The sequence below is a fragment of the uncultured Psychroserpens sp. genome, from assembly GCF_947501425.1.
Lineage (GTDB): Bacteria > Bacteroidota > Bacteroidia > Flavobacteriales > Flavobacteriaceae > Psychroserpens.
The window spans coordinates 309,596-326,348 of record NZ_CANMVN010000002.1; the positions used below are offsets into that span (position 1 = coordinate 309,596).

The following is a 16,753-nucleotide window of genomic DNA, read 5'->3' on the forward strand; positions in this document are numbered from 1 at the left end:
TTCTAATTCCACATCTCTAAATACTATGCATGCATAATTTTTATTAAAATACTATGCATGCATAGTATTTTTTAGTATATTTGGATTTCAAAATTCAATATATGAAGGATAAAACAATTGATTACGTCCTTAGGACCACATGGTTAGCTGTAAATAAGATGTATAATGAAGAAGCATCTCAGTTTGGAACTACTATGGCAACTGGATTTGCATTGCTTAGTATTGATCCAGAACATGGCACACCTTCCACGTCATTAGGTCCAAAAATGGGTATGGAGGCTACAAGTTTATCTCGTACACTCAAAACCATGGAAGAAAAAGGTCTGATCATTCGAAAACCAAATCCAGAAGATGGACGAGGTGTTCTTATTCATCTCACCGAATTTGGCAGAGAGAAAAGAGCCTATTCCAGAGAAAAGGTATTGACATTCAATGAAACCATACGAGATAATGTTTCTGAAGAAGAACTTACCAATTTTTATAAAGTTGCTGAAGTCATTAATAATATGATTTCAAATAAACAGATATACAATCAAAAAGAACACATTTTAAAATAAGATGAGTAAACGAAGAATTAAAAAAATAGCCATTATTGGTTCGGGAATTATGGGAAGCGGTATTGCTTGTCATTTTGCTAATATTGGCGTTGATGTTTTATTATTAGACATCGTACCAAGAGAACTTAACGACAAAGAAAAAGCAAAAGGTTTAACATTAGAAGATAAAGTGGTTAGAAATCGATTAGTTAACGATGCACTAACAGCTTCTATCAAATCTAAACCTGCACCTTTATATCATCCGTCATTTAAAAATCGAATCACCACAGGAAATCTGGAAGATGATATCGCTAAAGTGAAAGATGTAGATTGGATTATGGAGGTTGTTGTAGAACGATTAGATATCAAGCAACAGGTATTTGAAAAACTTGAAAAATATAGAACTCCTGGAACCTTAATAACATCTAACACGTCTGGTATTCCTATTAAATTCATGAGTGAGGGACGAAGTGAAGATTTCCAGAAGCATTTCTGCGGAACCCACTTTTTTAATCCTGCACGTTACTTAAAACTATTTGAAATTATTCCTGGACCTAAAACTGATGCTTCGGTATTAGAATTTTTGAATGGATATGGTGAGCAATTTTTAGGAAAAACTTCAGTAGTTGCTAAAGACACACCTGCTTTTATAGGAAATAGAATTGGAATCTTCAGCATCATGAATGTGTTTCATGTTGTGAAAGAGCTAGGTATGACTATAGAAGAAGTTGATAAATTATCTGGCCCTGTAATTGGTCGTCCAAAATCAGCTACATTTAGAACGGTTGATGTTGTTGGTTTAGACACTTTAGTTCATGTAGCCAACGGTATTAAAGACAATTGTCCTAATGACGAACGATTAGAGTTATTTACACTCCCAGATTTTATCAATACCATGATGGAAAATAAATGGTTGGGAAGTAAAACTGGTCAGGGATTCTATAAAAAACATGTCTCTGCTGAAGGTAAAAAGGACATTCTTTCTTTAGACCTTGACACTCTGGAATACAGAGAAAAGAAGCGTGCTAAATTTGCAACATTAGAATTGACTAAAACTATAGACAATGTAGCAGATCGTTTTAAAGTTCTGGTTAAAGGAAAGGACAAAGCTGGTGAGTTTTATAGAAAACACCTCTCTGCTCTATTTGCTTACGTAACCAATCGTATTCCTGAAATCACAGAGGAACTTTACAAAATTGATGACGCCATGAAGGCTGGATTTGGTTGGGGACACGGACCGTTCCAAATTTGGGATGCCATTGGTGTAGAGAAAGGTATAGAAATGATGAAGGCTGAAGGTTTAGAACCTAATGCATGGGTTAATGAAATGCTAGAATCTGGAAGCAAGTCGTTCTATTCTGTAAAAGATGGTGCTACATATGCTTACGATATTCCGAAGAAATCTCAGGAAAAAATTCCTGGCCAAGATAGTTTTATCATATTAGATAATATTAGACAATCAAACGAAGTATTTAAAAATTCTGGTGTTGTTGTTGAAGATCTAGGTGATGGTATTCTTAATGTTGAATTCCAGTCTAAAATGAATACTATTGGTGGTGATGTTCTTGCTGGCTTAAACAAAGCCATTGATCTCGCAGAAAAAGATTTTGAAGGATTAGTTGTAGGAAATCAAGCCGCAAACTTCTCTGTTGGAGCTAATATTGGTATGATCTTTATGATGGCTGCAGAGCAGGAATATGATGAGCTAAATATGGCGATTAAATATTTCCAAGATACTATGATGCGTATGCGCTACTCTTCTATTCCAACTATTGCGGCACCTCATGGTATGGCACTTGGTGGTGGATGTGAGTTGTCAATGCATGCTGACAAAGTAGTGGCTGCTGCTGAAACTTACATCGGACTTGTAGAGTTTGGTGTTGGTGTTATTCCTGGTGGTGGAGGTTCTAAAGAAATGGCTTTAAGAGCACAGGATACCTTCAGAAAAGGAGATGTTGAATTGAACGTATTGCAAGAATATTTCTTAACGATTGGTATGGCTAAAGTTGCTACTTCTGCTTACGAGGCTTTTGATCTAGGTATTCTTCAAAAAGGAAAAGATATTGTTGTTGTTAATAAAGACCGACAAATAGCAACGGCTAAAGCACATGCTAAATTATTAGCCAATGCTGGATATACACAACCTGTAAAACGCAAAGACATTAAAGTACTTGGTAAGCAAGCACTTGGTATGTTCTTAGTGGGAACAGATGCTATGGAAGCAAGCCACTACATTAGTGAGCATGACCAAAAAATAGCAAATAAATTGGCTTATGTTATGGCTGGTGGTGATTTATCAGAACCAACTCTAGTAAGCGAACAATACTTATTAGATCTTGAACGTGAAGCGTTCTTATCGCTGTGTACCGAACGTAAGACGCTGGAGAGAATTCAGCACATGTTAAAAACTGGAAAACCTTTACGTAATTAAAATTACTAAGCTATTCGCCTTTAGCTATTTGCTATTGGCAAATTGAATATTAAATCATAATCGCTAGAGGCCAAAAGCTAATAGCCAAAAGCTTTAAAAAAATGAAACAAGCATATATAGTAAAAGCATATAGAACTGCAGTTGGTAAGGCACCCAAAGGAGTATTCCGTTTTAAAAGAGCCGATGAATTAGGCGCTGAGACCATTCAGCATATGATGAAAGAACTACCAAATCTTGATGTATCAAGAATTGATGATGTTATCGTAGGAAATGCGATGCCAGAAGGTTCTCAAGGATTGAATATGGCACGATTTATTTCATTAATCGGACTCAATAGTGTTGATGTTCCAGGTGTAACTGTGAATCGTTTTTGCTCCTCAGGAATTGAAACTATCGGTATTGCTACAGCTAAAATCCAGGCAGGAATGGCAGATTGCATTATCGCTGGAGGTTCTGAAAGTATGAGTTCTGTGCCAATGACCGGATTTAAACCAGAATTGAACTACGATACTGTAAAAGCTGGTCATGAAGAGTATTATTGGGGAATGGGAAATACAGCTGAAGCTGTTGCAAATCAATTTAATGTCTCACGTGAAGATCAAGATGAATTTGCATATAATTCTCATATGAAAGCTTTAAGAGCACAAGCTGAAGATCGTTTTCAGGAACAAATTGTACCGATTACAGTGGATCAAACTTATATCGACGAGAACGGGAAAAAAGCTACTAAATCCTATACTGTGACCAAAGATGAAGGTCCGCGTAAAGGTACCAACAAAGAAGCTCTGGCAAAATTACGTGCTGTATTTGCTCAAGGTGGAAGTGTTACTGCTGGTAACTCTTCTCAAATGAGTGATGGTGCTGCATTTGTTATGGTCATGAGTGAAGATATGGTGAAAGAACTAAATATTGAACCTATTGCACGTTTAGTGAATTATGCTGCTGCTGGTGTAGAACCACGTATCATGGGAATCGGACCAGTAAAAGCAATTCCGAAAGCGCTGAAGCAAGCAGGACTGAAACAATCAGATCTGGATTTAATTGAGCTTAACGAAGCCTTCGCTTCTCAATCCTTAGCTGTGATTAGAGAGCTAGATCTCAATCCTGAAATCATTAATGTTAATGGAGGTGCCATTGCACTAGGTCATCCACTAGGTTGTACAGGAGCTAAATTATCTGTGCAATTATTTGATGAAATGCGAAAGCGAGACATGTCTGGAAAATATGGAGCAGTAACCATGTGTGTAGGAACTGGACAAGGCGCTTGTGGTATATTCGAATTTTTAAACTAAACAAAGAACAAAACAAAATATAGCGATGGAAACAACAGAAAAAGATATCCTAAGAGGAGGACAATTCTTAGTAAAAGAAACAAAATGCGAGGACGTATTTACTCCTGAAGATTTTTCAGAAGAACAAAACATGATGAAAGATGCGGTTATGGAATTTAATGACCGTGAAATTATAGCACATAGAGAACGATTTGAAGCTAAAGATTATGCCTTCACTGAAGAATGTATGGTCAAAGCTGGTCAACTCGGATTCCTTGGTGTTGCAGTTCCTGAAGCCTATGGCGGACTAGGAATGGGATTTGTATCTACAGTACTAACTTGTGATTATATTTCAAGTGGTACTGGTTCTTTCAGTACTGCCTTTGGTGCGCATACAGGTATTGGAACAATGCCAATCACCTTGTATGGAACTGAAGAGCAAAAGCAAAAATATGTGCCAAAATTAGCTACTGGCGAATGGTTTGGAGCTTACTGTTTAACTGAACCTGGAGCAGGATCAGATGCCAACTCTGGTAAAACTACTGCTGAATTATCAGCTGATGGAAAATCGTATAAGATCAACGGACAAAAAATGTGGATCTCTAATGCTGGTTTCTGTAAGTTATTTATCGTTTTTGCACGTATCGAAGATGATAAAAATATCACCGGATTTATTGTTGAGAACGATCCGTCTAACGGTATCACAATGGGTGAAGAAGAGCATAAATTAGGAATTCGTGCAAGTTCTACACGTCAGGTATTTTTTAATGATACAGTAGTCCCTGTTGAGAACATGCTATCTGAAAGAGGTAACGGTTTTAAAATCGCTATGAACGCCTTAAATGTTGGTCGTATTAAATTAGCTGCTGCGTGTTTAGATTCGCAAAGACGCTTATTAACTACAGCTGTCAAATATGCAAATGAGCGTAAGCAATTTAAAACGCCAATTGCCGATTTTGGAGCGATTAAGACTAAGTTAGCTCAAATGGCAACTAGTGCTTATGCTGGTGAATCTGCTACTTATAGAGCATCTAAAAATATCGAAGATCGTATTGCCATTCGTGAAGCTGCAGGAAATACACATCAGGAAGCAGAACTTAAAGGTGTAGAAGAATATGCTATTGAATGTTCTATCCTAAAAGTGGCTGTTTCAGAAGATGTACAAAATTGTGCCGACGAAGGTATTCAAATCTTTGGAGGTATGGGATTCTCTGAAGAAACACCTATGGAAGCGGCATGGAGAGATGCTCGTATTGCACGTATCTACGAAGGAACCAATGAAATTAACCGAATGTTAGCCGTTGGTATGCTTGTTAAAAAAGCAATGAAAGGACACGTTGATCTATTAAATCCTGCACAGGCTGTTCAACAAGAATTGATGGGTATTCCGTCATTTGAAACACCTGATTACTCTGAATTATTTTCAGAAGAAAAAGACATGATTGCTAAGCTTAAAAAAGTCTTTTTAATGGTAGCTGGTGCTGCCGTTCAAAAATTTGGACCAGATTTAGAAGCACACCAACAATTATTGATTGCTGCAGCAGATATCTTAATTGAGATCTACATGGCAGAATCAACTATTTTGAGAACAGAGAAAAATGCAAAACGCTTTGGAGAAGATAGTCAGAAAGTACAAATAGCCATGTCAAAACTATACTTGTATAATGCTGTAAGTATTGTTGAAGGTAAAGGAAAAGAGAGTATCATTTCTTTTGCTGAAGGTGATGAGCAACGTATGATGTTAATGGGACTCAAACGTTTCACAAAATATCAAAACTATCCTGATATTGTTGATCTTAGAAATGAGATTGCTGAAAAAGTAAAAGCAGAGAACAAATATTGTTTCTAAAATTTAGGCTAATTCAAATTTTCTAAACAACTATGAAAGCCAATCCACTAACGGGATTGGCTTTTTTTATTTTACTATCTTTAGAACATTAATCTCCTTTATCAAATGAAACAATACTTTTTAATTCTATTTACGCTCGTTTTTTCTGTTAGCTTTTCTCAATCCAATACTGAAGTGTTTTTATTCGACATAGAAACTCAGGGTTCAAAAATTGATGTGAAAAACGGAAAAAACCTCTCAAATAATGAAGGGTATGATAACCAGCCTACATTTCTTAATGATCGCTATATTTTATTCGCATCCACCAGAAACAACCAAACAGACATTGCTAAATACGACATGCGCTATGATTCTAAGTCATGGTTGAATTTTTCTGAAGGTGGCGAATACACTCCTCTCAAAATCCCAAATAAAAATGCTGTATCTGCAGTACGTTTAGATCCAGACGGCAAGCAACGTTTATATACTTACAATATGAGTAATGGCGAATCTAGCGAACTCATAGAAGATATTGTTGTGGCTTATTACACTTGGTATGATGAACAAACTGTGGTTTCAGCAGTTATTGAAGACGATAATCTAAACTTATATGTGAGTAATCTTGAAGAAGGTAGAAGTCGAAAATATCAACTTAACGTCGGACGTTCATTTCATAAAATTCCTGGTTCAAATCTAGTGAGTTATATTTCCAAAGAAAATGAAAACAAATGGCAAATAAAGTCGCTAAATCCAATTTCCGGAACAACAAAAGTAATTGCCAATACTATGGAAGGTGTTGAGGATATATGCTGGTTGAACAGTAAAACCATTCTCTGCGGAAAAGATAATATACTGTATAAACTCACCTTACAAAAAGACAATAACTGGAAACAAGTTGCCGATTTATCCTCAAGCGGAATCACTAAAATCACACGTTTAGCAACCAATCCTGAGTCTGATAAATTATTGATTGCAGGAGATATTAGTACAACTACTAGCTCTACACCTACTGATGGTAAAACTACACCTGATGAAACAACCACACCAGATGATACAACAACTGAAAGTTCAACTACAGTATCAGATGCAGAAACAATTGTACAAAGAAATTTAGATGCTTATAATGCCAGAGATATTGATGCGTTTATGAAAGATTACGCTGATGATGTGAAACTGTATGCCTATCCAAACACCTTACAAACCGATGGTAAGGATGCTATGCGTAAAGGCTATAAGGATTGGTTTGACCGCGTACCAGATTTAAGAGCTTACATCAAAAAACGTATTGTTATAGGGAATAAAGTTATTGACGAAGAACAAGTAACGGCTAACGGTCAGGTTTTTAATGCTGTTGCTATTTACGAAGTTGAAAATGGCAAGATTCTAAAAGTAACTTTTATTCAATAAATCTATAAAAAAACTAAAAATGTGTCCTTAAAAACATAACTTCATACGTCTAGTTATTATAAGACATACAATTACATTATAACATGAAATATTTATTTATCATTACCGCATTGCTCTGTTTTTCTGGATGGTCTCAAAACGAAACCGAAACTAAAACACAGGATTCACTGGCACCAAAGCTTGAAAACATCAAATGGATTTCAGGAAACTGGAAGGGTGAAGCTTTTGGTGGTCAAACTGAAGAGAATTGGAGTGAACCATCAGGTGGCTCAATGATGGCGACCTTTAAATTGATTAATGATGGTCAAGTGTCTTTTTATGAAATAGAGATTATAAGAGAGATTGAAAATTCGCTTGTACTGCAGTTGAAACATTTTGATAATGATCTCAAAGGATGGGAAACAAAAAATGAAACTGTTGACTTTCCGCTAAAAAAAATTACACCAACACAAGTGATCTTTGAAGGTATGAGTTTTGAGAAAGTGAGCGATACTGAAATGAATGTATATGTAGATATCAAAAATGAAGAAGGCCATACAGAAATGGTGAAATTCAATTATAAGAAAAGTCCATGAAAAACTTTCTGAGTTTTGTCCTCATTGTTATATCTCTTATTGGCTGTAACAGTAAAATATCTAAAGAAGAGTCTTTAAAGTCTGATAAACAGCTTTTACAAATCAAACACGCAAAAACTGCGCCTGTAATAGATGGCATAGCTAATGAGGCAATTTGGGAGACATCTGCTTGGTATCCTTTAGATCAGGTTTGGTTGGGTGGAGCTTTAAATTCTGAAGATTTTCAAGGTAGATATAAACTCACATGGACTGAAGATGCGCTTTTCCTTTTAGCTGAAATTAAAGATGATATCCTCCTCGATAAAGAATCAGACCCTTTAACAGCATGGTGGGACGATGATTGTCTTGAAATTTTTATAGATGAAGATAATAGTGGTGGTGATCATCAATATACACACAATGCTTTTGCCTATCATGTAGCACTTGATGGAAATGTGGTAGACATGTCCCCTTCGGAAAAAGGAAAACTTTACAATTCGCATATAGAATCTAAAAGAATAACAACTAACAACATCTCGATTTGGGAAGTAAAAATCATGGTATTTGATGACACCTACAGTGAGGTTATTGTAAGCACACCTGTAAAATTAAAAGCCGATAAAAAAATTGGATTTGCTTTAGCCTATTGCGATAATGACACCAGTGCACATCGAGAACACTTCATTGGGTCTATTACAGTTGAAGGTGAAGATAAAAACAGAGGTTGGATAGATGCAGATATTTTCGGAACTTTAGAACTCACAAAATAATAGCAATTACTCACATATTATGAAACAATTTATCGTCTTAACGCTTTTAGCCCTTTGTACCACTACATATGCCCAAACCAATCAAAATATTTACGACATAATAGATGCTGTTTCAGAAGAACGTTTGCGTCAAGATGTTAAAACGCTCACCGGATTTGGAACACGAAACACCTTTAGTGACACCTTAAGTGATACACGAGGTATTGGAGCAGCTAGACGTTGGATAAAAAGTGAATTTGAAACCATTTCAAAAAACTGCAACAATTGTTTAAATGTGTTCTACCAAAAAGATTTCGTAACCAAGGAAGGTAATCGTCGTGTACCAAAAGATGCTTGGGTAGTGAATGTTGTTGCCGTTCAAAAAGGCACAAAATACCCTAATCGTTACATCATTATGAGTGGAGATATTGACTCTCGTGCGAGTGACACTATGGATTTTACTACTGATGCTCCAGGTGCTAACGACAATGCATCAGGTATGGCAGGAGCTATAGAAGCAGCAAGAGTATTGTCAAAATACCAATTTGAAAGCAGTATTGTCTATGTTGGTTTATCTGGAGAGGAACAAGGCCTATTTGGTGGAGCAGGCTTAGCAGCTTATGCTAAAGACCAAGGTTGGGATATTATTGGCGTTTTAAACAATGATATGATCGGAAATATTGAAGGTGTGGATGGTGTGATAGATAATCGTACGTTTCGTATTTTTTCTGAACCTATTACCACTGCAGAAAAAGATCCGGAAATTTTAGCGCGCCAAGCCAGAAGTCGCCGTTTCTTTGGAGGTGAAGTCGACGGTATTTCTCGTCAGCTGGCACGTTATGTTCACAATACTGTTAAAACGTATATGCCTGAAATGAACCCGATGATGGTGTATCGCTTGGACCGATTTGGTCGTGGAGGTCACCATAGACCATTTAACGACTTAGGATATGCTGGTATTAGAATTATGGAAGCACACGAAAATTATACCCAACAACATCAAGACATAAGAACCGAAAACGGTATTAATTATGGAGATACTTTTGAGCATGTCAATTTTGGATATGCCAAAAAACTTACAGCTGTAAATGCAATCAACATGGCAAGTCTGGCTTGGGCACCTCCTGCTCCAACTACTGTTGAGATTGGTGGTATTGTAGAAGCTTCAGTAAAATTAAAATGGAATGCTGTAGATGGTGCTAAAGGCTATAAAATTTATTGGAGAGACACCACATCTCCAACTTGGGATCATAGTAGATACGTTGGTGATGTTACCTCATTTACCTTAGAAGGCATTGTTATTGACAACTTTTATTTTGGTGTTGCTGCCGTTGATGATGAAGGCAATGAGAGCGTTGTTGCATTTCCAAATAAGATTCTACGATAAATGCGTATCCTGCTTTGCCTTATCATTATCACTCTGTGCTTTTGGTCTTGTAAGGAAAAAGCAAAAAGACCGAGTTGGATTAATTTTGAATTTAGTGATGATTCTACTCATGTCTTTGGCTCAAATAAGAGAGTATATCCATTCCAAGTCTACTTTAAGCAAAATGGGAATATAGTTTCTGATACCATTGTATTACGTGCTAACAGTTCTGTAAAATTACTGAGTTTTAAGACACAGGATATGGATACTTTAAGTATTTTGAAATCCTATGAGTTTAAAGGTGCTTTTGGTGATCCAACTGATACTATATATGACTCCACATTTAACTATCAACTCCCATTTCCGAAGTATAAATCATATAAAGTCTTACAAGGAAACAATACCAATTTTACTCATAGTGATGCATTTTCTAGATATGCTATAGATTTTAGAATGCCTGTTGGTGATACCATTTGTGCTGCCAGAAGTGGTTATGTAGTAGGAATAGTAGAGAACTTCAATAAAAATGGTAATGATGAATCATATAGGGAATATGCCAATTTTATTACGATGTATCATGAAGACGGTACCTTTAGTCAGTATGTACATTTAAAACAGAATGGTGCTTTAGTGTCCTTAAATGAATATGTTGAGCAAGGTCAACCCATTGCCTTATCAGGAAATACTGGTTGGTCTACTGAGCCACATTTACACTTTGCGGTATTTAGATCTGTTCCTTTAAATTTTGAATCGATTCCAATTATAATTAACGGAAATCGAAGTCAAACCATTAAGAAATGGGATGTAGCGTCTCATGATATACAAAAAGACCATCCGTAAGGATAGTCTTTAAGTTGACATAAAATAAAAAAACTAACTAATTAACTAAAATCTTCTTTGAGTTGATCCCGTTATTGGTTCTAACGATTACAACATAAGTTCCCGTTGTCAATCGGTTTGTATCGATATTCAACTCACTATTAGTATTAGGTGTGTTAGATCTGTGGACTGATTTACCTAAAATAGAATAGACTTCTACCGCTTCTATTTTTAAGTTTGTTTTATTTGATATTTTAATTTGGTCTGCAGCAACATTAAATCTAATATCTAATGCATTTGCTGCTGTTTCAAATTCATTTGTTCCTAAAGTTTCAGGTTGCATGAACACAATTTTAAATCGGTTTAAATACACTCCAGAGTTTAAGTTCACCTCATATGGCCCTTCTTTTAGACTATGGTACTCATCTAAAGTTGTATCATGTAAAAAGATTTTCATTGAACTTGGGATATTTTCCAACTTGTCAATAGCTATAGTATTTAATCCGTTTGTACTTGTATTGATTCCTAATGAAAGAACAGTTTCTTCATTAATTTCTGTAATTCCTTGGTTTAAGTACTTTCCAGAGTCAATGACCCAATACATATCGTCTGCTTGAATATTATTCATTTCAGAATCGAAATCGGCATCATAACCTTCTGTTGCATTCTCATCGGCCATAACTAAAATTTCTCTCATGAATGAATTTGGAGAGTTATACTCTAATCTAATCTTCATTCTTAAATCCTCACCTTGAGGATCATTGTCATTACTCTCAGGAGTAGTGTTTGCGAATAAACCAGTTGTACTGATCAACAAACAAAATAATAATAGTGATGCTTTAGTAATTTTTTTCATAATAATAGTTTTTAATGATGTCATGCATCATAGCTTAGTTAAATTCTCTTACTTAAATTAAATGTTGTGATATAAAAACTTATAACACTTTGAGGGAGAATACTTGACTATTATGAAAAGTATTTGGATTAATTAGATATTGAAAAAAATATTATGAAGTATAAATAGGTATTTAAATTTCATAGGCTTGGGGCCACATATTTAATTGTATGAACAAACACACAATTTCAATAACACTTCAAATATAGAGTGCATACAATGCGACTGTTCAAATACTCGATTACATGAAAAAAATACTCGTTAAAGTGATACAATTTGCAAAAATTACCGATAAAAAGCACGTTTTCAAAACGCAAAGCCCCCTGTAACAACATACTGTATAACAGTATTTTAACACCCTTAACCGTAGAATCATCTATCCTACGTTTATACTTGTTTTATAGAAGTAACCACATAACAAAAAGACCGCCAAACGGCAGTCTTTTTGTTGACATAAAATTAAAAAACTAATTAATTAACTATAACTTTTTGAGAGTAGTTTCCAGACTCTGTTTTAATTTTTACGATATATGCTCCAGTACTTAAAGTTGAAGCATCCAATTTGATTTCACTATTGGTTGTATTTTCATCTGATACCATAACAGACTGTCCGAGAATTGTAAATATTTCCACAGCATCAATAACAAGATTTTTTGAGTTTACTATCGTAATGGTCTCATCGGTTTTATCGTGAAATATAGTCAAACCTGCTTCATTAGCTTCATGGTTTGAAACACTTAAAGAGTCTTGATTAGTAAACACCACTTCAAAACGACTTAAATAGACACCAGCGATCAAGTTAACTTCGTAACTACCTTCTTTAAGATTATGGAATACTCCCATGTCAATATCGTGTAAATAGATATCCATCTCCTCTGGTATATTTTCTAATTTATCAATTGAGATATCATTTATTCCGTTGCTATTGATATTAATACCTAATGGCAATACTGTTTCTGTATCTATTGTATTAATACCTTGAATTACATATTTACCCTGATCAATTAACCAGTACATATCATCAGATTGGTTATCATACAATTCTGCATCATATCCCCAATCATAACCCATAGTTGCATTTTCATCTGCAGTAACAAGTATCTTTCTTACATAAGTGTTTACAGAATTAAATTTCAAACGAATTTTCATTCTTAAATCAGTTTCTTCTTCAGTAGGTGGTGCTTCATCTTGTGAAATCTGCGGACCAGCCTGACGCATAAAGGTTGAAGCACTTGTGGCTTCGGTCATAAATACTCTCTGACTATTATTAAATCTGATGGTGCCTGTATTTTCTCCTACAACAAAGAATCCTTGTCCGACAGGAATATATCTACCTGGTAATTTTGTTCCTATTAAAACACTTTGATCAACATCTTCATCAGCGATACCATAAGCTACAGCAGGAACTGATCCAGCTAAATTATATGTCGCATATCCACCTTGATATTCAGATAAAATGTGTGATCCTCCTCCCCAATGCTCCCAGAAATATAAGGTACCAGTTGTGTTACCTGGCGCATCAATTGTTGGTGCATTATCCAGAATAAACTCGTGCGCATCTATAGCAGAGGCGTAAGGATTTCCAACTAAGTAATCGTTACCAGCATTAAGCGGTAAAGTAATTGTACCATTATTAGGTTTTCCTTCTACAGTATAGTTTTGTTCTAATGCTACATTTCCAGAGGTATTGGTAACACCTTTCATTGTAAAACCTTCTCCAGGACTTAATGAGCCTGTACTTCTAACATGTTGCCAAGCAGAGTAATCTCCGTCAGGTTGGTTTGCAAATTTCCATATCCAATAATCTGCTATAGTAATTGGATTACCAGCACTACCATTATAGCTATTAGTGACAAAATTTATGTTTTGAGGCGAAACCGGATTGGTACCATCTTTAAATACTGAGCCTACAGTATAACTTGTATTATTTGTAGTTACACTAGTCACTCCAACAGGAGACGCCCAATAATTATAAGTGTACATATCCCTGGTACCTTGCTGGTCTTTTTCTAAAGTACCAGAACTTGTAACATCTAATTCACTTTCTTCAGTCTGAATTAATTGAGACTCTCCATCTAAATCTATTTTTCCATCTAATTTCAAGTACCATGAATTATACAGACCTGAATCACCATTGATTATTAATTCTTTAGAATTATCTATTATCAAACCAATAGTTTCGTGGTCTTCATTTGTTTCCAAATCGTCTGAAATCTTTATAATAGCAGAAGCCGTATGAGAATCTGATATATCCCAAACATCACCATGTACCCAGTTATTTTTATCTTTCCAATTTCCAGTACCTCCTGACTTAGTTCTATAAGGCAATGGTGCAGTGTAATCTTGATATGTTCTCATACCATGTAAGTTTCCATTTTCACCAGAAATTGAGCTATCTGAAGTTTGGCCATTGTTTAAGATATCCATTTTGTAGTATAATATTAAATCACTCCACAATAAACCATCTATATCTTTTGGAATTACTGTACCTCTTACTTTTCCAGCATTATTTTCTATTTCTTGATACACTTGTCTTTGTAATTGACGCTGTGTTAATGCCTTACTATAAACTCTGGTTTCATAAATGGACCCTTCAAAATAGTTATTGTCATTTTCAGTGTTTCTTCCTATTTCAAAATCGTAATTTGCATTCCATGTTGCTGTATTATCCAGAGCAGTACCTGTCATTCCGCTAAATGTCCAGACCAAATCTCCATTCAGATACAATTTTAACTCTTGATTATTGCCATCATAAATGGCCGCAACATGATACCATAAGTTTGTTGATAGTGTTGGTGCATAGATACTAGGCGTACCTTTCCCATATGATAGGGTTTTAGCATATGTTTTTAGTTTCATGTTTGAATCTACATAAATTCTAAAATTCCTTTGTCCCATGATTTCACCTCCATCAAAATTTGAATCTAATTTGACCCAAGACATCATAGTTACTTCAGATTCATTTCCTAAAAACGCTGCCCTATTAATATAATCGTCCTGACCATCAAAATCTAATGTTAAACCTTCTACCTTACTAAAAGCGATTTCCCATCTATCATTAATTGAGTTAGAACTAGAGGCAGCATCCATTGTCAACTCGAAGGTTATGGTTTGGAACACACCATTTAATCGAACACTTCCAGAAGCTGTTCCATCTAATGGTGGGCCACATTCTGAAGGTAAAGAGTTATAAGTTTGTCCTGCGCTTCTTCCCAATGATGTAGGAGTTACTACGAAATGAGTATCATTTCCTGACAACCTTGTAAATGTAATTCCTGGAGTAGCTATACTTACCAGTGTTGAAGTTGTTAAGTTAGCCATTTGCCCTCCTCCTAATCGGTCAAAATGCATGACAGGATTTTCTACAGCTTTGCTAAACGTAAATTCTAAATATGCTTTATTTGGAAATGTATGCCTAATACTTAAAGAAGGATTACCAACAATAGTCGCATCACTATAAGCGCCATTATTACATCCCATGGTATCATTTGTTTGAAAATCATTTAATGTATAACCTGTACCGCTTCCATAATTAGATGCAGAAGCCGTAATATCTATACCACCAGCAGAAGTTGTCCAAGTTGTTGATGCTCCACTTCCTGAAGCCACCCATACACCAGAATTTTGTGCAAATACTGCAACAGTATTGAACACAAAAAAGATAATCAAAAGAAATAATTTTGCAATAGTAGGTGTTCCAAAATTCTTAATAGCTTTCATAATAATAGTTTTAAATGATGTATCGCATCATTGGGTTAAGTAAAATCCCTTACTTTTTTTTAGCACTAATTTTATTTATGCATTTCACATGCTGTGCCACAAACTAACAATTGTTAGTAAGCGACATAATGAGGGAAAATACTTCGTTATTACGAGAGGTATTTTGGATTAATTAGATATTGAAAAAATAATATGAAAATGAAGTACCTATTTGGTTCTATGTGTATGAAAAAACAATCCGTAATAATCTGTATAACAGATTTGGAAAGAAAGAACATAACATTGCAGTAGAAACTGCTTTAAATAAGTATTTTTGTTTCATAGGCTTGGGGCCAAATATTTAATTGTAAAAAAATCACAATTTCAATAATCAGGGTAAATGTATGTTTACCTCCAATAACCAAAAAGACTTAATCGATTAAGTGTGCTACATATTCGACGAAATACATGCAAATGTTAAAATAATCGCTGAAAAACAGTCTGAAATACCAAAAATGACAAAAAAACGTAATTCCAACAAAATCAATACTTTAGAGTATTTGATAAATAAATATTGTCAGTGAAATCTTAAAAAACATGGAACATTATTTCAAAACTGACCAAGAATGGAGAAATTGGCTCATGGAACACCACAATACGTCTAAAGGTATCTATTTGATCTTTTACAAAGTAGAAAACAAAGAAGTATCCATGCGTTGGGAGGAAGCTGTAAAAGTGGCCTTATGTTTTGGTTGGATAGATTCTACAGTTAAGAGTTTAGGAGGTGGAAAACGCAGACAGTATTTTTGTCCGAGAAAACCCAAAAGTGTTTGGAGTGCTTTGAATAAAAGATACATTAAAGAACTTATATCACTTGATCTTATTCACGAAAGTGGATTACGATGTATAGAACTAGCAAAGCAAAATGGAAGCTGGACTGCATTAGATGATGTAGAAAAAGGTATTATTCCAGAGGCATTACAACTGGCTTTCGACAAAAATCCAGAAGCTTTCAAAAATTATAACAACTTTGCACCATCCTATAGAAAGAGTTATCTGTATTGGTTAAATCAGGCCAAACGAGAAGCTACACGCGAAAAGCGTATTAAGGAAATTATCAGATTATGTGTCAATAACACCAAAAGCAGAGATACATGGTAAAAAATTATTAGTATTTTTAATTTAAAATACTAAATAA

The 16,753-nt window shown here is 35.1% G+C and carries 12 protein-coding genes; 10 read left to right on the plus strand and 2 right to left on the minus strand.

Going from position 1 to position 16,753, the window contains the following annotated elements; translation table 11 throughout:
• Nucleotides 1-101: 101 nt before the first annotated feature.
• The 9 genes from Q0951_RS03920 to Q0951_RS03960 all read left to right on the plus strand — a co-directional run bounded on the left by Q0951_RS03920 (nt 102) and on the right by Q0951_RS03960 (nt 10,982).
• On the plus strand, nt 102-557 hold the full coding sequence (locus Q0951_RS03920; protein WP_299334509.1) for a MarR family transcriptional regulator: 456 nt from the start codon (nt 102-104) through the stop codon (nt 555-557).
• A gap of 1 nt (nt 558) precedes the next feature.
• A complete protein-coding gene (locus Q0951_RS03925; RefSeq protein ID WP_299334512.1) occupies nt 559-2,967 on the plus strand; it encodes a 3-hydroxyacyl-CoA dehydrogenase/enoyl-CoA hydratase family protein in 2,409 nt (802 codons plus the stop codon).
• 101 nt (nt 2,968-3,068) lie between these two features.
• Complete coding sequence (locus Q0951_RS03930) at nt 3,069-4,259, plus strand: acetyl-CoA C-acyltransferase (protein WP_299334514.1); 1,191 nt, start codon at nt 3,069-3,071, stop codon at nt 4,257-4,259.
• A 25-nt stretch (nt 4,260-4,284) separates the two neighbouring features.
• Nucleotides 4,285-6,087, plus strand: coding sequence for an acyl-CoA dehydrogenase family protein (locus tag Q0951_RS03935; protein WP_299334515.1), 1,803 nt, complete (start codon nt 4,285-4,287; stop codon nt 6,085-6,087).
• Nucleotides 6,088-6,192: 105 nt separating this feature from the next.
• Complete coding sequence (locus tag Q0951_RS03940) at nt 6,193-7,473, plus strand: nuclear transport factor 2 family protein (RefSeq protein WP_299334517.1); 1,281 nt, start codon at nt 6,193-6,195, stop codon at nt 7,471-7,473.
• A gap of 83 nt (nt 7,474-7,556) precedes the next feature.
• A complete protein-coding gene (locus Q0951_RS03945) occupies nt 7,557-8,048 on the plus strand; it encodes a DUF6265 family protein (protein ID WP_299334519.1) in 492 nt (163 codons plus the stop codon).
• The gene (locus tag Q0951_RS03950; protein WP_299334522.1) at nt 8,045-8,797 is read left to right on the plus strand and encodes a sugar-binding protein; all 753 of its coding nucleotides are present in this window, start codon (nt 8,045-8,047) and stop codon (nt 8,795-8,797) included. The genes Q0951_RS03945 and Q0951_RS03950 overlap by 4 nt, the downstream gene beginning before the upstream one ends.
• A 19-nt stretch (nt 8,798-8,816) precedes the next feature.
• Nucleotides 8,817-10,163, plus strand: a complete 1,347-nt coding sequence (locus tag Q0951_RS03955) for a M28 family metallopeptidase (protein ID WP_299334525.1) — start codon at nt 8,817-8,819, stop codon at nt 10,161-10,163.
• Nucleotides 10,164-10,982, plus strand: coding sequence for a M23 family metallopeptidase (locus tag Q0951_RS03960; RefSeq protein WP_299334528.1), 819 nt, complete (start codon nt 10,164-10,166; stop codon nt 10,980-10,982).
• A gap of 37 nt (nt 10,983-11,019) precedes the next feature.
• On the opposite strand, the gene Q0951_RS03965 is transcribed toward Q0951_RS03960, so the two are convergent.
• Together Q0951_RS03965 and Q0951_RS03970 are read right to left on the minus strand one after the other, a co-directional pair.
• On the minus strand, nt 11,020-11,817 hold the full coding sequence (locus Q0951_RS03965) for a T9SS type A sorting domain-containing protein (protein WP_299334531.1): 798 nt from the start codon (nt 11,815-11,817) through the stop codon (nt 11,020-11,022).
• Between the two features lie 510 nt (nt 11,818-12,327).
• Nucleotides 12,328-15,576, minus strand: coding sequence for a LamG-like jellyroll fold domain-containing protein (locus Q0951_RS03970; protein ID WP_299334533.1), 3,249 nt, complete (start codon nt 15,574-15,576; stop codon nt 12,328-12,330).
• A 576-nt stretch (nt 15,577-16,152) separates the two neighbouring features.
• On the opposite strand from Q0951_RS03970, the gene Q0951_RS03975 reads away from it, so the two are divergent.
• Complete coding sequence (locus Q0951_RS03975) at nt 16,153-16,716, plus strand: YdeI family protein (RefSeq protein WP_299334535.1); 564 nt, start codon at nt 16,153-16,155, stop codon at nt 16,714-16,716.
• Nucleotides 16,717-16,753: the final 37 nt, after the last annotated feature.